This is a genomic window from Conexibacter woesei DSM 14684, from assembly GCF_000025265.1.
GTDB lineage: Bacteria > Actinomycetota > Thermoleophilia > Solirubrobacterales > Solirubrobacteraceae > Conexibacter > Conexibacter woesei.
The window spans coordinates 1,260,551-1,279,799 of the sequence record NC_013739.1 but is presented as its reverse complement, the minus strand read 5'-3'; the positions used below and the strand labels follow the sequence as shown (position 1 = coordinate 1,279,799).

Sequence of the window (19,249 nt, the reverse complement as noted above, 5' to 3'; positions counted from 1 at the left end):
GTCCGCCTAGAACGCGGGGGTCGTGCCCGACAGCGTCCAGAAGCCGAACGCGCTTCCGTCGCTGTACGAGCCGTTGCCGCCGCCGTTGAACGCTCTCGCGCCGTCGGCCGTGAGGACCGCCGGTGCTCTCGTCCATGTGTGGGTTCTCGTGCCGCCCCCGCTGAACACGCCCGCGGAACCGAGGTTCACGCGGAAGACGTCGATCCGCGTCGGCGTCGTCGGGTTTCTGATCTGCGTCCCGCTCTCGAGCGGGTCGTAGCTGACGACGGCCGAGATGACCGCCGCGCTCGCGGTCGTCGATGTGATCGCCACGCGCGGGTCGCTGACCGACACGTCGATGTAGTGCGCCGGCATCTGGTAGCTGATCCCGCCGGACAGAGCGAGCGTGCCGCTGCCGCCGCCTCTGGTGATGTTGTACGTCGTGTTCGTGCCGTCGAACGTGTACGTCAGCGTGTCGTCGTCGTACGCCGCCGTGTTTCTCGCGAACGTCCCGGTCCCGGTTCCCGTGACGGTGCCGCCGAAGCCGAGGCCGTACATGTATCTCATGAACGACTCGCGCTGGAACTGCACGCCTGAGCCGCTCGTCGCCGTTCCGGCCGATGCGACCGCCGGCAGCGCCACGAGCGCCATCAGCGCGACGACCATCGCCAGCAGGCCGCGTGTGCGGCCGCCAATCCCTCGCTGCATTTGAACTGCCCCCATCGTTGAGTGAATTGGGCCGTGCGGAAACGACGCGCCGCCTCCTTGGCTTCGCGCGCTTCGCCCCCGACGGGCTCCGGTTCATTAGGGCTCCCTAACGCGAGTTAGGCTAGCCTAAGACCGGTTGGCGCGCAACCGTCCGATGGGAATGCGGGGAAACGATCCCCCGCGAAGGCGTACGGTCCCCGCCGGGCGCTCAGCAGGGGCGCTGCTGGAGCCGCCAGCCGCGCGGCGCGGCGAGCGCGTTCGCCGCCTCGGGGCCCCACGAGCCGCGCGGATAGAGCTGCGGCGGAGGAGGATCGCGCAGCAGCGGATCGCTGACCTCCCACAGCCGCTCGATCTCGTCCGAGCGCGTGAAGAGCGTGTGGTCGCCGCGCATCACGTCGAGCACGAGCCGCTCGTACGCCTCCAGCCCGCTGCCGCGCGGGAACGTGTCGTCGAAGTCGAGCCGCAGCGCCGCGGCACCCAGCTCCATCGTCGGCCCCGGCACCTTCGCGCGCACGTCGACGGTGATCTGCGGTGTGTCCGACAGCTCGAAGATCAGCTCGTTCGGCCGCTGGCAGTGGGCGAAGTCGCCGTCGTCGGCGAACATCCGCAGCGGCGGCTCCTTGAAGCCGATCGTGATCGAGCGCCGCCCCTCCGCCAGCGCCTTGCCGGTGCGCAGCAGGAACGGCACGCCCTCCCACCGCCAGGTGTCGAGTCTGACGGCGAGCGCCGCGAACGTCTCGACGCGCGAGGCACCGTCGATGCCCGCCTCGTCGCGGTAGCCCTCGTACTGGCCGAAGACGGCGTGCTCGGCTCTGAGCGGCCGCATCGCCTCGAACACCTTCGCCTTCTCGTCGTGCAGCGCCTTCGCGGTCAGCCTCACGGGCGGCTCCAGCGCGACGAAGCCGAGCAGCTGGAAGAGGTGCGTCACGACCATGTCGCGGAAGGCGCCGGTCTGCTCGTAGAAGCCGGCGCGGCCCTCGACCGTCAGCGCCTCGGGCACGTCGATCTGGACGTACGCGATGTGGTTGCGGTTCCAGGCCGGCTCGAAGAGGCCGTTGGCGAAGCGGAACGCGAGGATGTTCTGCGCCGCCTCCTTGCCGAGGAAGTGGTCGATGCGGAAGATCTGGTCCTCTTCGACGACCTCCGCCAGCACGGCGTTCAGCTCACGCGCGCTCGCGAGGTCGGTCCCGAACGGCTTCTCCAGGATCAGCCGCGCGCCGGCCGCCAGCCCGCTCGTGCCGAGCATCCGGACCATCGGCTGCATCGCTCCCGGCGGCACCGACAGGTAGAGCAGGCGCCGCGTGCCGCAGCCGACCTCCTCCTCCGCCTCACGCACCGCGTCGGCCAGCTCGGCGCCGTCGTCGGCCGAGGAGACCGTGAACGAGAGCCGTCTGGAGAACGCCTCCCATATCTCGTCCCGCACCTCGCGCCGGCCGAACTCGGCGAGCGCCGCGCGCACCTGCTCGCGGAAGTCGTCGTCGCTGCCCGGCGAGTGGCGGCCGGAGCCGATGATGCGGAACTCCTCCGGCATCAGCCCGGCGGCGAAGAGGTGGAACAGGCCCGGGAAGAGCTTGCGCTTGGCGAGGTCGCCGGTCGCGCCGAAGAGGACGATCACGTGGTCGTCGGGCGCCGGCAGCCGGCGGGTGATTGGGCTGGGTGCGACGGTCGTGCTCATCTCAGTGCGCTTGCCCGGTCGGGGACGTCGGCAACCGTGTCGCCTGCGTCCAGCTCGAACGCCTCCGCGATCAGCTCGTAGGAGCGGCGGCGGGCGTCGTGGTCATGGGTGATCGTGACGACGATCGCCTCGTCCGCATCGTACTCCGCGCCGACCTGCTCGATCTGCTCGCGCACTCTCTCCGGCGTCCCGACGATCGTGCGCCGCCCGGCCGGCCTGCCCTCGATCGGCGAGCCCTGCGACTCGAGGAAGCGGACGGCCTTCTCGACCGGTGGGATCTCGATCAGCCGGCCCTGCCGCAGCAGCGTCATCGACATCCGCGCGCTCGTCGCCAGCAGCTGCGCCTCCTCGTCGGTCTCGGCCGCGATCGCCCACACGCCGACGCTGACCTCCGGGCTCTCGCGGCGGCGGCTCGGCTGGAAGCGAGCGTGGTAGTCGCGGGCGATCTCGGCGCCCTGCGGGTTGATGAAGTCGGCGAACGAGTACGGCAGGCCAAGCTCGGCGGCCCACAGCGCGCTCTGTGCGGATGAGCCGAGCAGCCACGGTTCCGGACGGCCGGGGCGGCCGGGCAGCCACTTCGCGTAGCGGGCGAACGGGTGCCCGTGCGGGAGCGCGTCCTCGAAGTAGCCGAGCAGCTCCGCGAGCTGCTGCGGGAAGTCGTCGGGCGCGGCCTGACGGCGGTCGCGCTGGAGCGCCAGCATCGTGTGGCCGTCAGTGCCGGGCGCGCGGCCGATCCCGAGGTCGATCCGGTTCGGGAACAGGCCCGCGAGCATCGAGAAGTTCTCCGCCACCTTCAACGGGCTGTAGTGCGGCAGCATCACGCCGCCGCTGCCGACGCGGATCCGCTCGGTCGCCGAGGCGATCGGCCCGATCAGGACCTCCGGGCTCGGACCGGCGAGCATCGGCCCGCCGTGGTGCTCGGCGACCCAGTAGCGGTGGAAGCCGAGGCGGTCCGCGGTGCGCGCGAGGTCGAGCGTGTTGTGCAGAGCCTCGGTGCCGTTCGAGCCCTCGGAGATCGGCGATTGGTCGAGCACGCTGATTCGCATGCGTCCGATTGTTGCACGTGCATGGACTTTTCCGCAGGGCACGATCCAGGATCGGGCCGTTGGACCGTTCGCGCGTGCGACGACAGGCGTAGCGTCCTCGCATGCAACCGACCGAGCAGATCTGGATGAGCGGGCGATTCGTGCCCTGGGCCGAGGCGAACGTGCACGTGCTGACGCACGGGCTGCACTACGGCACGGGCGTATTCGACTCGCTGCGCGTCTACGCGACGCCGTCCGGTCCCGCGCTCGTCCACCACCGCTCCCACCACGAGCGGTTGCGCGACTCGGCGAAGCTCTACGGGATGGAGCTGCCGTTCTCGGTCGACGAGCTGGTCGACGCGACGCGGACGCTCGTGCGCACGTGCGGCCTGTCCGAGTCGTACGTCCGCACGATCGCGTTCCGCGGCTCCGGTGCGATGGGCGTCTCGCCGCGCAGCTCGCCGGTCGAGGTCGCGATCGCCACGTGGGGCTGGGGCGCCTACCTCGGCGAGGACGCGATGACGCGCGGGATCCGCGCGAAGGTCTCCTCCTGGCGGCGAATCGGCCACGGCACCCACCTTCCGGGCGCGAAGGCGACGGCGCACTACCTCAACTCGGTGCTCGCGCGCGTGGAGGCGGAGGAGCTGGGCTTCGACGAGGCGATCCTGCTCGACGACGACGGCCTGCTGGCCGAGGGGTCGGGCGAGAACCTGTTCCTCGTGCGCGACGGCACGCTGCTGACGCCGTCGCTCGCGTCGGGCGCGCTCGGCGGGATCACGCGGCTGGCCGTGCTGGAGCTGGCTGCGGCGCTGTCGATCCCGGTCGCGGAGCGCCCGCTCACGCGCGGCGAGCTGTACCTCGCCGACGAGCTGTTCATGACCGGCACCGCCGCGGAGATCACCCCTGTGCGCGAGGTCGACGGCCGTCCGATCGGGAGCGGAGCGCGCGGTCCGGTGACGCAGGCCGTGCAGCAGGCCTACGACGACGCTGTCCACGGCCGCGACTCCCGCTTCGCCCACTGGCTCGACGTGCTCTGAGTGGCATGTGCGCGGCGTTACGGGTCTGTGGGACCCACTGCGCCGCACACATCACGTCGTCAGCTCCCCCCAGGCCGCCTGCAAGCGCGCGGCGCCGAGCGTGAGCAGCGACTCGGGCGCGGCGTAGGCGATCCGGACCGCGTCGACGCGCGGGCCGCCGGCGACGTGCGCGCGACCGGCGGCGACGTCGACGCCGTGGCGCGCGGCCGCCGCGACGAGCGCGTCGCCGTCCGCGCCCACCCTGGGCGGCAGCTCGGCCCACAGCGACCAGCCGCCCTCGGGCTGCGCGATCCGCCAGTCGGGCAGGCGCCGGCTCAGCTCGCCATGCAGATGGCGCATGCGCGCCTGAGCCTGCGCGACGCGCGCGCGGCGCAGCGTGTCGACGTCGCGCAGCAGGTGCAGCGCGGCGAGCTGGCCGAGCACGCCGGTGCCGAGGTCACGCGCGGCCTTCAGCCGCGTCAGGCGCCCGATCGCCGCGCGCGGACCGCAGATCCAACCGATCCGCAGGCCCGCCCAGGCGAGCTTGTCGAGCGAGCCGACGCGCAGGACGCGCTCGGGTACGAGCGAGGGCAGCGACGGCAGCGGCCCGTCGAAGCGCAGCTTGTCGAGCGCGGCGTCCTCGACGACGAGCAGCTCGTGGTCGGCGGCGACGCGCAGCAGCGCCGGGCGGCGGCCGAGCGCGATCGAGGCGCCCGTCGGGGAGTGGCAGCCAGGCATCAGGTAGAGCAGCGCGACGACGGTTCTGGCGAGGAGCGCTTGGAGCGCGTCGGGTCGCATGCCGGCGGCGTCGCCCGCGACGGTCACGGGTCTGCCGCCGGCGCGCTCGAACAGCTCCAGCGCACCGGGGTAGGTCGGCGCGTCGACCGCGACCGGCTGGCCGCGCCCGACGAAGAGGGCGGCGATCAGCGCGAGCGCCTCGTGCGCGCCAGAGGTGATCAGGACCTCGTCGGCGGTCGCGGCGAGGCCGTCATGCGTGAGCCGCTGCGCGATCGCCTCGCGCAGCGCCCCGATCCCCTGCGGGTCGTAGCCGTGGGGCTGCATGAGCCCGGCCGCGTGGCCCAGCTCGACGCGGATCCCCGCGACGAGGTCGTCGAGCTGCGGCGCTGCGACGGCGAGGTCGATCCGCTGCGCGTCGGGCGCGAGCAGACGGGAGAGCTGCGGCAGCTGCGTGCCGGGCGCGCGTCCGTGCCGGCCGACCGAGCGCACGACGGTGCCGGACCGCTCGCGCGAGGCGACGAGCCGCCGCTCGCGCAGCTCGGCGTAGGCGTGGACGACGGTTGCACGGCTCACGTCCAGCGCCTCGGCGAGCCGCCGCTCAGCCGGCAGGCGCCTGCCATCAAGCCCGCCCCGCTCGATCACCGCGGCGAGCGCGGCGGCGAGCCGCTCGGCGAGCGAGCCGTGGCGCTCGCGCCAGGCGCCGAGCTGGGCCGTCAGGCGGGTGACGTCGGACATCGCAGACCGCGCGCCTTGGCGCGCCCTACGCTCCCGCGACGACGCTCTGCGCGAGCGCGGCGAGCGTGCGCTCCAGCCGCTCGCGAGGGATCCCGCGCCCGTCACGCAGGTGGGCCAGCAGCTCCGCGGAGAAGGGCGCGAGCAGCAGGTCGGCGAGCAGCACCGCGTCGAGCTCGGGTCGCAGCTCGGCGAGCAGCACCGCAACGTGCTGGTGCCACGCGACGTACGCACCGGTGGTGTAGCGCGCGCCCGCTCTCGCCGTCTCGGAGGCGAGCAGGACGTGGCGATGGCGCTCGCAGAAGTCGGTGAGCGCCGCGAAGAAGGCGAGCAGGCGCTCGCGGGGCGGAGCGCCCGGCCCGAGCGGCGCCGGCCCGCGCAGGACGGCCTCCTGCAGCTCCCGCTCGCGCTCGCCCAGGAGCGCGTCGAGCAGCGCGGCCTTGTCGCCGAAGCGGCGGAAGACCGTCGCCTTGCCGACCCCCGCGCGCGCGGCGACCTCCGCGACCGTCACGTCGCCGACCCCGCGCTCAGCGAACAGCGCCTCCGCCGCCGCGACGATCCGGCGCCGGTTGCGCGCAGCGTCTGCCCGCTCAGGCGGAGCCGCGCCGACGACCGGCAGCTCGACCGCCGAAACGCCGCCGCCCCTCCGCGGTTGCGAAGGGGCGGCGGCTGCGGGCGAGTGATCAAGCGAACCGCGGTCCATTTCCCGTCAGTGTAAACGGACCACGGTCTCGGGTCGCTTTCGCGGGAGCGGAGCGCGCCCGCCCCGCTCCCGGCACTCGCCCACGATCTGCGCGTGGAGGTCCGCCGCCGCACCGCGACCCGCGGGCGGCGAGCCGTCGCGGGCCGGCGGACCCGGCCTACGCGTGCACGATCTGCCGCGCCTCGCCCACGCGCCCCTCGGCCGAGCGAGCCGCATCGTCAGCGGCGACCGCTTCGCCGGAGCGAGCCGCATCGTCAGCGATGACGACTTCGCCGGAGCGAGCCGCATCGTCAGCGATGACGACTTCGCCGGAGCGAGCCGCATCGGCGACGGCATCCGACTCGCCGGCGGGAGCGTTCTCGGCGACCACGTCTCCCGCGGCGGACCGGACGAGCAGCGCGGCCAGCACGAGGCCGGCGGCGGCGAGGCCGGCGGCGATCCCGAAGGCGAGCTGGTAGCCGCTCGTCAGGGCGACCGCGGCCGACTCGCCCTCGCGGACCAGCGTCTCGGTGCGGGTGCCGGAGAAGGTGGCGAGCACCGCGAGCCCGAGCGCCGCGCCGACCTGCTGCGTCGTGTTCGCCAGGCCCGAGACGACGCCGGAGTCGGTCTCCGTCGCGCCGGACATCGCCAGTGTGGTGATCGCCGGCAGCGCAAGCCCGGCCCCGATGCCCATCACGATCATCGCCGGCATCAGGTCGCTCGCGTAGCTTGCGTCAGCCTGCACGCGAGAGAGCACGACGAGGCCGCCGACGATCAGCGCGAGGCCCGCGAGCAGGATCGCCTTCGCCCCGAATCGCGCCATCAGGCGGGCGGTGAAGTTGAGCGAGAAGACGCCGATCGCGACCGCCATCGGCAGCATCGCCAGCCCGACCTCGGTCGGGCTGAAGTCGAGCACTCTCTGGAGGAACAGGGCGATGATGAACTGCTGGCCGAACATCCCCGCGATCATCAGCGCCTGCACCGCGTTGGCGGCGGAGACGTTCGGCACGCGGAAGATCCGCAGCGGCACGAGCGGCGTTGCGGCGCGCGACTCGCGCAGGACGAACCCAACCAGCAGCGCGAGCGAGATGGCGCCGAGCCCGAGCGTGTGCGCCGAACCCCAGCCGTGCTTCTCAGTCTCGACGATCGTGTAGACGCCGAGCATCAGTGCGGCGACGATCAGCAGCGCACCCGGGACGTCGGCACCGCGGCCGAGCCCGACGCCTTCCTCACGGCGCAGCACGCGCAGCGCGAAGACGGCGGTCAGAAGACCGATCGGCAGGTTGACGAAGAAGATCCAGTTCCAGCTCAGCAGATCGGTCAGGACGCCGCCGAGGACGAGGCCGATCGACGCGCCCGCGGATCCGACGAAGGCGTAGACGCCGATCGCCTTCGCCCGCTCGCGCGGCTCCGGGAACAGCGTCACGATCATCCCGAGGATCACGGCCGAGCTGAGTGCACCGCCGATGCCCTGGATGAAGCGCGCAGCGATCAGCAGCTGCTCGTTGTGCGCGAAGCCGCCGAGCAGCGACGCGGCGAGGAACACGGTCAACCCGGCCATGAAGACCCGGGGTCGGCCGAGCAGGTCGCCAAGGCGGCCGGCCAGCAGGAGCAGCCCGCCGAACGCGATCAGATAGGCGTTGACGACCCATGCGAGGCCGGACTGCGAGAGGCCGAGATCGGCCTGGATCGACGGCATCGCTACCGACACGATCGTCGTGTCGAGCACGATCATCAGGAAAGCGGCGGAGAGGACGGTCAGCGCGATCCAGCGCTCGCGACCTGGACGGTCGGCGCTGGCTGGGCCGGACTGCGATGTGAGTGTCGTCGGCTGACTCATCTCTTGTTCCTTCCAATCGGCAGATACGGGGTAACGGGATGGAACCGTACCAGATCATCTAGAACAAAACTATCTTTGTTCGACTCATCTTCTTCGGGAACACCGTCGCCCACGCGGAAGCGGCCCGGTGACAGCGACAGCGACGACAGCGACGAAGTGCGGTCGTTTGCACCCCTATGAGGGGGTCAAACGACCGCACATCCCGACGGACGGCGCGAGGACGGACAGAGGCGTGAGACGGGCGCGGCGGGCGCTACGCGCGAACGGCGCGGCGGCGCACGGTGGGGGCGCTCGCGACGGGTTCGGCGAGGCGACCGCCGATGAGCGTCTTCAGCGACGCCATGAAGACTCTGCGGTCCCTCGCCGGCAGCACGCTGAGGACGTCGGCATGGACGCGGTGGATGATCTCGTCGGCCTGGACGAGCTTGCGTCTGCCGGCCCTGGTGACGCCGATCACGCGCGCACGGCGGTCGGTCCTCGACGGCCGGCGCTCCGCGAGGCCGGCGGCCTCGAGCTCGTCGAGCGTGACGACCATCGTCGTCTTGTCGAGCCCGATCATTCTCACCAGCTCGGTCTGCGTGCGGTCACCGCCGGCCGCCGCCGCGAGCACCTCGTGCATGCGCGGGGTCAGGTCGACCGCCTGCAGCTCAGCCGCTATCTCGGTCGTCAGCGTGTAGTAGCCGCGCGCCAGCAGCCAGCACAGGTTCGAGCTGAACGGTCCCGCCACGCCGCCCTCGGCCATGACCGTCTCCGTTGCAGCTCTCGTGCGTGCCATGCCGTCGATCGTAGCAGCAGTAGGGAGGTGAATAGACGATCCCGAACAAGACGATCGTCGCGGGCCGCGCGGCCCGGAAGCCGCGGGCGACACACCAAAGCGGACCGCGGTCTCAGTTCTGCTACGCTCGCGACCTGCAACCGGACCACGGTCTCACTTATCACACCGAGGAGGATCTCCATGCCCGCTCCCCATTCGCAGATCTCCGTCGCGATCGCGTTCCACTCCGCCACCGGCCATACCGCCCGGCAGGCCGCCGCCGTCGCGGCCGGTGCGGCGGCGGTCGCCGACGCGAGCGCGGCGCTCGTGCGCCTCGACATGCTCGCCGACGACGACTGGACCACGCTCGACGAAGCGGACGCGATCGTGTTCGGCTCGCCGACGCACATGGGCGCGCCGTCGGCACCGTTCACCGCGTTCGCCGCTGCGACGCAGGGACGGTGGCTGGAGGATCGCTGGCGCGACAAGGTCGCCGCCGGCTTCACGAACTCCGGCACGATCGCCGGCGACAAGCTCAACACGCTCCAGACGTTCTCGATCCTCGCCGCGCAGCACGGGATGATCTGGGTCGGGCTCGACCTCAAGGCCGGCTGGGCGACGTCGGACGGCAGCCCCGACGAGCTGAACCGCCTCGGCAGCTGGCTCGGCGCGATGAGCCACTCGCCGCTCGACCTCGACGCGGCAGCAGCGCCGCGCGACTCCGACCTGCGCACCGCCGAGCACCTCGGCCGCCGTGTCGCGCGACTCGCACTGGAGCTGCGCCGGGGGCGCACCCCCGCCGCGGAGGTGGTCGCGTGAGCTGGGTCTACCTCCTGCTCGCCGGTGCCGTCGAGGTCGTCTGGTCGCAGAGCCTGAAGCCGACCGACGGCTTCACCCGGCTCGGGCCGAGCATCGTCGCACTGGTGCTCGGCGGCACGGCCGTCTACCTGCTCACGCTCGCGCTGCGCGACCTGCCGACCGGCACCGGCTACGCCGTCTTCACCGGCATCGGCACGATCGGCGCCGTCTCGCTCGGCATCGCGCTGCACGACGACCCGGTCACCGCCGGCCGACTGGGCGCGATCGCGCTGATCGTCGCCGGCGTCCTCACCGCCCGCGTCACGGCGTGAGCGCGCCGCAGGCGCGCGATCGCGCCGAACCGTAGTGCCTCGGTATGAAAGCGACCATCCAACAGTCAAGCCGCCGTTCGCTGGACCGATGGATGGGGCGTGATCCTGCTGCTGCCCGTCATCGCACTGCTCGCCGGCACCGCGCTGCTCGGCGCCCGCCGGCTCCACCGGCGCTCCATCCGCCGCGCCGAATCAAACCTGCGGACGATCTTCGACACGGCGCCGATCGGCAACGCCGTCCTCGACGACGGCGACCGCGTCGTCGTCGCCAACCCCGCGCTCGCGCGCATCGTCGGCTTCACCCCCGAGGAGCTGCGCGGCCGCACGCTCGCCGAGCTCGTCCACCCTGAGGATCTCCCGCGGCTGAGCGGCGCGATCGCGGCGTTGCGGGCCGGCGAGCGCCGCGGCCTCGAGACTGAGATCCGCTGCCTGCACGCGACCGGCCAGCCGGTTCCCGCGGCCGTCCACGCCGCCGCGCTGCGCGACACCGACGGCGGCCGCTCGCGCGTGCTCGTCCAGGTGCTCGACATCACCGAGCGCAAGCGCGTCGAGGCGCACCTCCAGCACATGGCCGACCACGACCCGCTCACCGGCCTGCTGAACCGCCGCCGCTTCGAGCAGGAACTGGAGCGCCACGTCGCGCATGTGCGCCGCTACGGCCCCGAGGGCGCTGTGCTCGTGGTCGACGTCGACCGCTTCAAGCAGGTCAACGACGCCTACGGCCACACGGCCGGCGACCGCGTGATCGCCAGCGTCGCGCGCGTCCTGCACCGCCGGCTGCGCTCGACCGACACGGTCGCGCGGATCGGCGGCGACGAGTTCGCCGTGCTGCTGCCGAAGGCCGACCGCGCCGAGGCCGAGATCGTCGCGCGCAGACTCGTCGAGGCCGTCCGCGCGCAGGCCGACCCCGGCGACGGCGAGCGCACCCACGTGACGATCAGCGTCGGCGCGACGGTGCTCGACGAGCGCTCGGAGCTGAGCGCCGAGGCGGCCGTGGTCGACGCCGACCTCGCGATGTACGACGCCAAGGACAGCGGCGGCGACGGCTTCGCGTTCTTCGAGGCCGACGTCCACGCGCGCTCACGCAGCCGCGCGCGCACGACCTGGCGCGACCGGATCGTCGACGCGCTCGCGCACGATCGCTTCGCGCTGGTCGCCCAGCCGGTCGTCGACGCCACCAGCGGCGTCGTCGTCCAGCACGAGCTGCTGCTGCGCCTGACCGGCTCGCACGGCGACCTGATCCCGCCCGCCGCGTTCCTCTCGATCGCCGAGCGCGACGGCCTGATCGTCGCGATCGACAGCTGGGTCGCGCGGCGCGCGATCGGCCTGCTCGCCGAGCTGGAGCGCAGCGGCACCGCGACGCCGCTGGAGGTCAACGTCTCCGGCCGCTCGCTCGCCGACACCGACCTGCTGGCGGCGATCGCCGGAGAGCTGCGGCGCACCGGCGTCGACCCGCGCAACCTCGTCTTCGAGATACCGGAGACCGCCGCCGTCGCCGACATCCAGCTGGCGCGCGCGTTCGCCCAGCAGGTGCGCGCGCTCGGCTGCCGCTTCGCGATCGACGACTTCGGCGCCGGGCTCGGGTCGCTCTACTACCTCAAGCACCTGCCGTTCGACATGCTCAAGCTCGACGGCGAGCTGGTCGAGCAGTGCAGCCGCACGGTCGCGGACCGTCTCGTGATCGAGTCGGCGGTGAACGTCGCGCACGGCCTCGGCGCCGTCGCGATCGCCGAGCAGGTCGGCGACGCCGAGACCCACGCGCTGCTGACGGGGCTCGGCGTCGACCTGATCCAGGGGCACCACATCGCGATGCCGCAGCCGCTCGCGGTCGCGTTCGGCGAGCTGTCCCCCGAGGCCGTCTAGGCGGCGCGTCCGGGCACGCCGGCGCGCCCGCGCAGCGCGGTCAGCAGGCCCGCCGCCGTCGCGGCGTCGGGCACGGTCACGAGCAGCTCGCGTCCGTCCTGCCGGACGACGCGCAGGCCCTCGCCGCCGCGCAGCACGACCGCGGTCTTGCCCGACCCCGCCTTGCGGTAGCCCCAACCGCCGACGCTCCAGGGGTCGATCTCGGTCCGCTCCGCGCTGGCGACGTCGGCGAGCGGGACCGTCTGGCGCGGCCAGCCGAGCGGGCCGTAGGCGATCGTCAGCCCGCTCGCGTCGACCGTCGCGACGATCTCGCTCAGCGCGCTCAGCAGGACGGCAGTCGCGATCCCGCCGGCGACGAGCCCCCAGCCGGCGGCCCCGCCGACGAACAGTCCCGCGACGGCCATCCCGCCGCCGATCGCGACGCAGCCGATCGCCGCCGGTCGGCTGGCGAGCGATCGCGACCAGACCACCTGCTCGCCCGCGGCCAGCGCGATCGGCGCGACCGCGTGGACGGTCCGCTCGGGCGCGACCGGGCGCCCGCGCTCCAGCGCCCATGCGACGAGACCCGCCGCCGCGGAGGCGCCGACGACCGCGAGCAGCGTCCCGAGCGTCATGTCGCCGGCCTCGCGCCAGCTCGCCGCGCCGGCGTTCGCGCCGAACGTCACGACGGCGATGCCGCAGAGGAACGCGATCGTCGCCCACACCGACGGCGCCGCCGTCAGCCGCAGGCCGGCCGGCCCGCGGCGCCGCGCCTGCAGCAGCAGCACGCCCCACGCCAGCAGGCACAAGAGCAACAGACCGCCGGCGAACGCCACCGGCGGCGTGTGGCCGTCGGGGGTGCCGCCGGCGTCCCAGTGGGTGGCGATCGGGTTCGGCAGGCCGCCCGCCGTCGCGATCGCCGCGGCGACCGCCGTGAGCGCCGCGAGCGGCCCGCCGAGGAGCAGGACGAAGCGCTTCAGCATTGGGCCTCCTGGACCATCCGGACGACATCCGCATCGCTCACCCCGTGTCGCCGCGCGTGCGCGACCAGGTCCTGCGCGAGCGCGACGACCGCGAGCCGCCGCCGCGCGACGTCGTCGGCGCGGACGACCGCGCCACGGCCGCGCCGCAGCTCGATCAGCCCGTCGTCGCGCAGCGTCGCGTACGCCCGCAGGACGGTGTGGACGTTCACGTCGAGCGATCTCGCCAGCTCGCGCGCGGCCGGCAGCCGCTCGCCGTCGGCGACGTCACCCGCGGCGATCGCGGCGCGCACGCCGGCGTCGATCTGCTCGTGCAGCGGGACCGCGCGGGCTGGGTCGATGCGAATCAGCATTGTTCTATTGATACTAGAACAACTCGGGCGGTCCGGCAAGCGGAGCGCGCGATCGGGCAAGCAGCGGCGAGGGGCCGCTCACTCCTCCTCCGGCTCCGCCTCCCCCGCCTCCCCCTCCCGCTCGCGGTCGCGCCGGTAGGCCGCCTGGGCGATCGCGTGGGCGGCGATCGGGGTCGTCAGCAGCAGGAAGAGGCTGACGACGAGCGCGCGGCCGATCGTCGCGCCGTCGCGCGTGCCGACCGACGCGGCGAGGATCGCGACGGCGCCGAGCATCGACGCCTTGCTGGCCGCCTGCAGGCGCGGGTAGAGGCCTCTCATCCGCACGACGCCGTAGACCGTCACGCCCGTCACGACGATCCCGAGCGCGATCAGCGCGACGCCCAGCACCTCCAGCGCGAGGTCGATCGCGCCGGGCAGCGCGGCCAGCACGAGCGTCACCGGAACGGCCCTCCGCCGCGCTCGGAGCGCACCGCCGCCAGCGTCGCGACGAACGACAGCGCGGCCAGCGCGAGCGCCGCATCGAGGTAGTAGGAGACGTCGCGCAGGTAGGTCAGCAGCGCAAGCAGTGCGACGCAGATGACGGTCAGCAGGTCGAGCGCGACGATCCGCTCCAGCACGTCGCGCGCACGCAGCAGCACGGCCGCGCCGATCGCGAGCATCCCCGTCACGCAGACGAGCGCGACGACGATCACGATCTCGGGCATCAGGGGATCACCTTTCGCTGGTACCGCTCGTAGAAGTCGTGGTGGCGCCTGCGGATCGCCTCCGGGTCGCTCGCGTCGAGCGCGTGGATCACCAGCACGCCGCGCTCCTCGTCGACGTCGAGCACCAGCTCGCCCGGCGAGATCGTCGAGATGAACGCCCACGCCGCGACGCCCTCCTCGGAGATCCCCTCCAGCTCGATCTCGACCGTCCCCTCGTGCACCGGCTCGCGGATGCCGAGCGAGTACTTCGCGACCTCCCACGTTCCGCGCGTGATCTCGGCGACCACCGCGAGCACGAGCCGCGGCAATGCCAGCAGCGCGCGCCTCAGCGGCACGCCGGGCGGCGTCGCGGGGTCGGCGACGGTGCCGCCGCGCAGCACGCGCCGCCGCCAGCCCAGCTCCATCAGCACGGCGAGCACGAGCCCGACCGCGACGTCGCCGAGCGCGAGCGAGCCGAGCGTCAGCAGGTAGATCGCGAGCAGCACCGCGACGGCCAGCACGCGCTTGGCGAAGCCGCTCACGGCGCACCTCCGTGCAGCACGGCCGCCGCGTCGGAGCTGAGCGACAGCAGCGGCTCCGGCCACAGGCCGAGCGCGAGCACCAGCAGCGCGAGCGCGACGCTGACGAGGCGGACGCCGACAGGGTTCGAGGCGGGGACCGGCGCGCCGGTCGCCTCCGCGTCCGCCCCGCCGGGCCGCACCCGCGAGCCGCGCCAGAACTCGTGCTGGTAGAGCTGGAACGCGTAGACGAACGACAGCGCGCCGCCGACGAACAGCAGCACCACGAGCGCGACGCTGCCCGCGTCGACGCCGGTGCGGAAGAGCGCGAGCTTGCCGACGAAGCCGGCCGCCGGCGGCATCCCCGCGAGCGACAGCGCGCCGACCGCGAAGGCGCCGGCGACGAGCGCGCCGCGCAGCCCCGCCGACAGGAACAGCAGCGCCTTGCTCAGCGCGTTGAGGATCGCGTAGAGGACGGCCGCCGCGAGCCCGACCGGGCCGCCGACGCCGAGCGCGACGAGCACGTAGCCGGCCTGGCCGATCGCCGAGTAGGCGAGCATCTCGGCCGGGTCGCGGCGCGAGACCGCGAGCAGCGCACCGTAGATCACCGACGCGCTGCCGATCACGATCAGCACCGTCGAGCCCAGCTCCAGCTCCTCCGGCAGCAGCCCGGCGCCGAAGCGCAGCAGGCCGTACGCGCCGATGTTGGCGAGCGCGCCCGAGAGGATCGCGGCGACCGCCGGCCGCGTGCCGGCGTACACCGCCGGCAGCCAGAAGTGGAACGGGAAGAGGCCGAGCTTGGTCCCGAACGCGACGAAGAACGTGACCGCGATCAGGATCGCGGCGTTCGGCTCGACGTCGCTCATCCGCGTCGCGATCCCGGCCATCTCCAGCGTGCCGGTCACGTGATAGGTCGCCGCGACGGCGATCAGGAAGAGGAACGAGCCGACGAGGTTGACGACCGCGAAGATCAGCGCGGCGCCGAGCTGGTGGCGATCGTCGCCGTAGGCGGTCAGCACGTACGCGGCGATCATCGCCAGCTCGAAGAAGACGTAGAAGTTGAAGACGTCGCCGGTCAGGAACAGCCCCGTGAGGCCGGTCGCCAACAGCACGACGAGCGCGGGGAAGGTGCGCGAGCGGACGCCGTCGAGCACCTCGTGGACGAGCGCGGCGAGCACGACCAGCGACGAGACGAGCGCGAACGCGACGCCGAGCGGGTCGGCCTCCAGCACGATCCCGACGCCGCCCTCCCAGCCGCCCGTCACGACCCGCTCGGAGCCGTCCGGCAGCACCTTGACCGCGAGCACGACGAGCGCCGCGAGGTTGCCGGCCATCGCCGCGACGGCGAACCAACCCCAGCTTCTGCGTCTGCCGTCGGCGAGCAGCAGCAGGACGCCGGCGACCCACGGGATCAGCAGCGCGATCGCGATCGTCACTGCTCGTCCTCCGCCTCTTCGACGTCGAGCTGCTCGTGCACCGGGTCGAGTGCGCGCTCGCGCTCGGCCGTGTGCTCGGCCTCGTCGCGCGCCAGCTCTCTGACCTCGAGCGACGAGAGCCGCGCGCGTACGCGCGCGACGATCGCCAGCAGCAGCGCAGTGACCGCGAGGCCGATCACGATCGCGGTCAGGGCCATCGCCTGCACGAGCGGGTCGCTCGGCTCCTTGTCGCCGGTCGGCAGGATCGGCGCGTCGCCGCGCGTCAGGCCGGAGGCGATCACGACCAGCACCGCCGACTGCGAGATCAGCACCATCCCCGCGACGACGCGGACGAGGTCGTTCGTCAGCACCAGGTACGCGCCCGCGCCGAAGACGACGGCCGCCGCGATCGAGAAGACGAGCGTCATCCGTCCTCCTCCTCGGTCTCCTCGGGCGGCTGCGCGAGGTGGTGGATCAGCGAGATCAACGCACCCGCAACCAGCAGGAAGACGCCGACGTCGAAGGCGACCGGCGTGATCAGCTCGAGTCTGCCGATGTGGACCACGCTCTCGCCGGGGCCCGGCTCGTGGCTGAAGATCGCTCTGCCGAACAGCAGCGGGAAGAAGCCGGACGCGAGCGCGATCAGGATCCCCGCGATCGCGACGCGCGGGGCGTGCCGCAGCAGCGGCAGCTCCTCCTCCGCACGCGCGGAACCGAGCGCGAGGTACTGCAGCGCGACCGCGAGCGAGACGATCACGGCGGCGCTGAAGCCGTCGCCGACGTCGGCGTAGCCCTTCACGAGGATCGCCGCGGCGACCATCAGGCTCGGCGCCAGCAGCAGCCGCGCGACCGACTCGGTCAGGATCGTCACCAGGTCCTCCCCCGCCGCAGCAGCGCGATCACGCCGAAGACGGCGACGACGATGACGGTGATCTCGACCATCGTGTCGAGCCCGCGGAAGTCGGCGAGGATCACCGTCACGACGTCTCTGCCGTGGGCCTCCGGCGTCAGCCGGACCTGCTCGGCGACGACGCGCTCGGTCGCGGCCGGGCGCGACAGCGACGCCCACACGACGAGGAACGCGGCGGCTCCCGCGATCCCGCCGATGACCGGATCGCGCCAGCGGCGGCTGCGGTGTCTCGGGTCCGACGCCGCGCCCTCGCGCTCGCGCTTCGACGGCCGCTCGCCGTGCGGCGCGTACGCGACGATCGCGAGGAAGACGAGCATCACGATCGTCTCGACGAGGACCGCGACGAGCGCGACGTCGGGCGCGCCGATCAGCGCGTAGACGGTCGCGAGCCCGAGCCCGACGACCGACAGCGCGAGCACGATCGCGACGTGCGCGTGCGCGGTCGTGACGACGATCGCGGCGATCGCGACGAGCGCCAGCAGCGCGACGACGAGCAGGTCGGTGCCGCGGATCGCGCCGACCTCGAAGGCGCCCGCGGTCGGCGTCGCGACGAAGCCGAGCGCGACCAGCACCCCGGCCGGCAGCAGCACCGCCGCGACGCGGCTGCGGAGGTCTCTCACCTCGACGTCGTGGAGCACGTCGGAGACGCGGTTGAGCTGTTGCAGCGAGACCTCGTAGACACGGCTGGGACCGAACCGCTCGCCGGCGCGCGAGAGCGCGAGCGCGGCCGGTCTCCACACACGCGGCGTCGCCAGCAGCAGCCCGCCGAGCGCCCACGCGGCGAGCGCCATCAGGTTCTCCGTGCTGCCGCCGAGGCGGTAGGCGGCGTGGACGTCGGTGGTTCTGCCGAGCGTCGCGGTCGCGGCGTCGCCGGCCAGCTCGTTGAACGGCGCGACGACGATCCCGCCGACCATTGCGAGCAGCGCCAGCACGGCGACCGGCGCGACGAGCAGCGCCGGCAGCGGTCTCGCCTCCGTGCGCCACGGCCCGAGGAAGATCCCCGACCAGAAGCGCCACGTGTACGCGAACGTGAGGCCGGCGGCGATCACCGCGAGCACGCCCATCGCGGTCGAGCGATCGGCCGCCGCTCTGAAGAACAGCTCGTCCTTGAAGAAGCCGACCGTCAGCGGCAGCGCGCTCAGCGTCGCGGCGGCCACGGCGCTCACCGCCGCCAGCAGCGGCAGCTCGCGCGCCAGCCCGCCGACCTGCGAGAGACGTCTCTGGCCGGTCGCCATCGTCACCGCGCCGGCCGTCAGGAACAGCGCCGACTTCGCGAGCGCGTGCGCGACGACGTAGAACGCGGCGGCGCCGGCGCCCTTCGCGCCGCCGATGCCGTAGAGCGCGACGACGTAGCCGTACTGCGAGATCGTCGAGTACGCCAGCACCTGCTTGAAGCCGTCGCGCGTGAGGCTGATCGCGCCGCCGATCGCGATCGACGCGAGGCCGACGACGAGCAGCCCGTCGAGCACGACCTGGCTGACCTCCATCAGCTGGTAGGTGCGGCCGAGCACGAGCACGCCGGCGGCGACCATCGCGGCCGAGTGCAGGTAGGCGGAGACCGGCGTCGGCGCCGCCATCGCGCGCGGCAGCCAGAAGTGCAGCGGGACCTGCGCGCTCTTCGCCAGCGCGGCGACCGCGATCAGCGCGACGGCGACGGTCGTGAGGGTCGACGGCGCGCCGCCGTTCTGCAGCGCGCGCGACAGCTCCGGGATCGAGAAGGTGCCGTGGTCGGCGTAGAGGATCACCGCGCCGACGAGCATCGCGACGGCGCCGACCCCGGTCACCAGCAGCGCCATCAGCGCGGCGAGACGGGTCGAGCGCTCCTCCCGGTCGAAGCCGATCAGGAAGTACGAGCAGACGGCGGTGACGTCGAACAGCACGAACAGGGCGATCAGGTCCTGCGCCGTCGCGAGGCCGACCATCGAGGCCATGAACAGGCCCATCCACGGCCAGAAGCGCCAGCGCTCGCTCGCCGGCCGCGCCTGGTGGGCGAGGTGGAGCGGCATGTAGCGCGTCGCGTACGCGAAGACGGCGGCGCCGATCCCTGTCGCGAGCAGCCCGTAGAGCGCGCCGAGGCCGTCGAAGGAGAACGTCAGCCGCAGGTCGAGCGTCGGGGCCCAGGGGACGTCGATCGTGCCGCCGCCGGTGCGCCAGCCGACGACGCAGGCGACGAACGCCGCGAGCGCGAGCAGGGTGACAGCCCAGGCGAGCGGGTCGCGTGCGGCGACACGGGCGGATGGGCTGGGAGATGACGGCAAAGCCCTGGAGA

At 73.0% G+C, this 19,249-nt stretch carries 20 protein-coding genes; 4 read left to right on the top strand and 16 right to left on the bottom strand.

What is annotated here, in order from left to right:
• Window positions 1–6: 6 nt before the first annotated feature.
• From CWOE_RS06120 to CWOE_RS06110, 3 genes are all read right to left on the bottom strand, one after another.
• Window positions 7–687 (bottom strand): HtaA domain-containing protein, encoded by a 681-nt coding sequence (locus CWOE_RS06120; protein ID WP_012932701.1) that lies wholly within the window; start codon window positions 685–687, stop codon window positions 7–9.
• A gap of 208 nt (window positions 688–895) precedes the next feature.
• A complete protein-coding gene (gene zwf, locus CWOE_RS06115) occupies window positions 896–2,362 on the bottom strand; it encodes a glucose-6-phosphate dehydrogenase (RefSeq protein WP_012932700.1) in 1,467 nt (488 codons plus the stop codon).
• Window positions 2,359–3,408 (bottom strand): LLM class flavin-dependent oxidoreductase, encoded by a 1,050-nt coding sequence (locus CWOE_RS06110; protein WP_012932699.1) that lies wholly within the window; start codon window positions 3,406–3,408, stop codon window positions 2,359–2,361. Before CWOE_RS06110 ends, zwf begins: the two co-directional genes overlap by 4 nt.
• Window positions 3,409–3,509: 101 nt before the next feature.
• Here CWOE_RS06110 and CWOE_RS06105 point away from each other — a divergent pair, with 101 nt between their 5' ends.
• Entirely contained in the window at window positions 3,510–4,424 is a 915-nt protein-coding gene (locus CWOE_RS06105; RefSeq protein WP_012932698.1) for a branched-chain amino acid transaminase, read from the top strand.
• Between the two features lie 51 nt (window positions 4,425–4,475).
• Here the strand turns inward: CWOE_RS06105 and CWOE_RS06100 are convergent, their stop codons facing one another.
• The 4 genes from CWOE_RS06100 to CWOE_RS06080 all read right to left on the bottom strand — a co-directional run bounded on the left by CWOE_RS06100 (window position 4,476) and on the right by CWOE_RS06080 (window position 9,170).
• Entirely contained in the window at window positions 4,476–5,876 is a 1,401-nt protein-coding gene (locus tag CWOE_RS06100) for an aminotransferase-like domain-containing protein (protein WP_012932697.1), read from the bottom strand.
• Window positions 5,877–5,901: 25 nt separating this feature from the next.
• Window positions 5,902–6,576: a TetR/AcrR family transcriptional regulator gene (locus CWOE_RS06095; protein WP_012932696.1), complete on the bottom strand. Its 675-nt coding sequence runs from the start codon at window positions 6,574–6,576 to the stop codon at window positions 5,902–5,904.
• 157 nt (window positions 6,577–6,733) lie between these two features.
• Window positions 6,734–8,395 carry a DHA2 family efflux MFS transporter permease subunit gene (locus tag CWOE_RS06085; RefSeq protein ID WP_012932695.1) on the bottom strand — a complete coding sequence of 554 codons (1,662 nt, stop codon included), beginning with the start codon at window positions 8,393–8,395 and terminating at the stop codon, window positions 6,734–6,736.
• 253 nt (window positions 8,396–8,648) lie between these two features.
• Complete coding sequence (locus CWOE_RS06080; RefSeq protein WP_236262247.1) at window positions 8,649–9,170, bottom strand: MarR family winged helix-turn-helix transcriptional regulator; 522 nt, start codon at window positions 9,168–9,170, stop codon at window positions 8,649–8,651.
• A 180-nt stretch (window positions 9,171–9,350) separates the two neighbouring features.
• Here CWOE_RS06080 and CWOE_RS06075 point away from each other — a divergent pair, with 180 nt between their 5' ends.
• The 3 genes from CWOE_RS06075 to CWOE_RS06065 all read left to right on the top strand — a co-directional run bounded on the left by CWOE_RS06075 (window position 9,351) and on the right by CWOE_RS06065 (window position 12,142).
• A complete protein-coding gene (locus tag CWOE_RS06075; protein WP_012932693.1) occupies window positions 9,351–9,968 on the top strand; it encodes a flavodoxin family protein in 618 nt (205 codons plus the stop codon).
• Entirely contained in the window at window positions 9,965–10,279 is a 315-nt protein-coding gene (locus CWOE_RS06070) for a DMT family transporter (RefSeq protein ID WP_012932692.1), read from the top strand. Before CWOE_RS06075 ends, CWOE_RS06070 begins: the two co-directional genes overlap by 4 nt.
• A 99-nt stretch (window positions 10,280–10,378) precedes the next feature.
• On the top strand, window positions 10,379–12,142 hold the full coding sequence (locus CWOE_RS06065; protein ID WP_012932691.1) for a putative bifunctional diguanylate cyclase/phosphodiesterase: 1,764 nt from the start codon (window positions 10,379–10,381) through the stop codon (window positions 12,140–12,142).
• Here the strand turns inward: CWOE_RS06065 and CWOE_RS30295 are convergent.
• From CWOE_RS30295 to mbhE, 9 genes are all read right to left on the bottom strand, one after another.
• Window positions 12,139–13,104 (bottom strand): DUF1648 domain-containing protein, encoded by a 966-nt coding sequence (locus tag CWOE_RS30295; RefSeq protein ID WP_012932690.1) that lies wholly within the window; start codon window positions 13,102–13,104, stop codon window positions 12,139–12,141. The genes CWOE_RS06065 and CWOE_RS30295 overlap by 4 nt on opposite strands.
• Window positions 13,098–13,454 carry a GntR family transcriptional regulator gene (locus CWOE_RS06055; protein ID WP_012932689.1) on the bottom strand — a complete coding sequence of 119 codons (357 nt, stop codon included), beginning with the start codon at window positions 13,452–13,454 and terminating at the stop codon, window positions 13,098–13,100. The genes CWOE_RS30295 and CWOE_RS06055 overlap by 7 nt, the downstream gene beginning before the upstream one ends.
• A 78-nt stretch (window positions 13,455–13,532) precedes the next feature.
• A complete protein-coding gene (gene mnhG, locus CWOE_RS06050; RefSeq protein WP_012932688.1) occupies window positions 13,533–13,892 on the bottom strand; it encodes a monovalent cation/H(+) antiporter subunit G in 360 nt (119 codons plus the stop codon).
• Window positions 13,889–14,158 carry a monovalent cation/H+ antiporter complex subunit F gene (locus CWOE_RS06045; protein WP_012932687.1) on the bottom strand — a complete coding sequence of 90 codons (270 nt, stop codon included), beginning with the start codon at window positions 14,156–14,158 and terminating at the stop codon, window positions 13,889–13,891. Before CWOE_RS06045 ends, mnhG begins: the two co-directional genes overlap by 4 nt.
• A complete protein-coding gene (locus tag CWOE_RS06040) occupies window positions 14,158–14,679 on the bottom strand; it encodes a Na+/H+ antiporter subunit E (protein WP_012932686.1) in 522 nt (173 codons plus the stop codon). The genes CWOE_RS06045 and CWOE_RS06040 overlap by 1 nt, the downstream gene beginning before the upstream one ends.
• Window positions 14,676–16,091 carry a complex I subunit 5 family protein gene (locus CWOE_RS06035; protein WP_012932685.1) on the bottom strand — a complete coding sequence of 472 codons (1,416 nt, stop codon included), beginning with the start codon at window positions 16,089–16,091 and terminating at the stop codon, window positions 14,676–14,678. Before CWOE_RS06035 ends, CWOE_RS06040 begins: the two co-directional genes overlap by 4 nt.
• Window positions 16,088–16,498, bottom strand: a complete 411-nt coding sequence (locus CWOE_RS06030; RefSeq protein ID WP_012932684.1) for a sodium:proton antiporter — start codon at window positions 16,496–16,498, stop codon at window positions 16,088–16,090. Before CWOE_RS06030 ends, CWOE_RS06035 begins: the two co-directional genes overlap by 4 nt.
• Window positions 16,495–16,941, bottom strand: a complete 447-nt coding sequence (locus tag CWOE_RS06025) for an MnhB domain-containing protein (RefSeq protein ID WP_012932683.1) — start codon at window positions 16,939–16,941, stop codon at window positions 16,495–16,497. The genes CWOE_RS06030 and CWOE_RS06025 overlap by 4 nt, the downstream gene beginning before the upstream one ends.
• Window positions 16,938–19,238 carry a hydrogen gas-evolving membrane-bound hydrogenase subunit E gene (mbhE, locus tag CWOE_RS06020; protein WP_012932682.1) on the bottom strand — a complete coding sequence of 767 codons (2,301 nt, stop codon included), beginning with the start codon at window positions 19,236–19,238 and terminating at the stop codon, window positions 16,938–16,940. The genes CWOE_RS06025 and mbhE overlap by 4 nt, the downstream gene beginning before the upstream one ends.
• Between the last annotated feature and the right edge of the window lie 11 nt (window positions 19,239–19,249).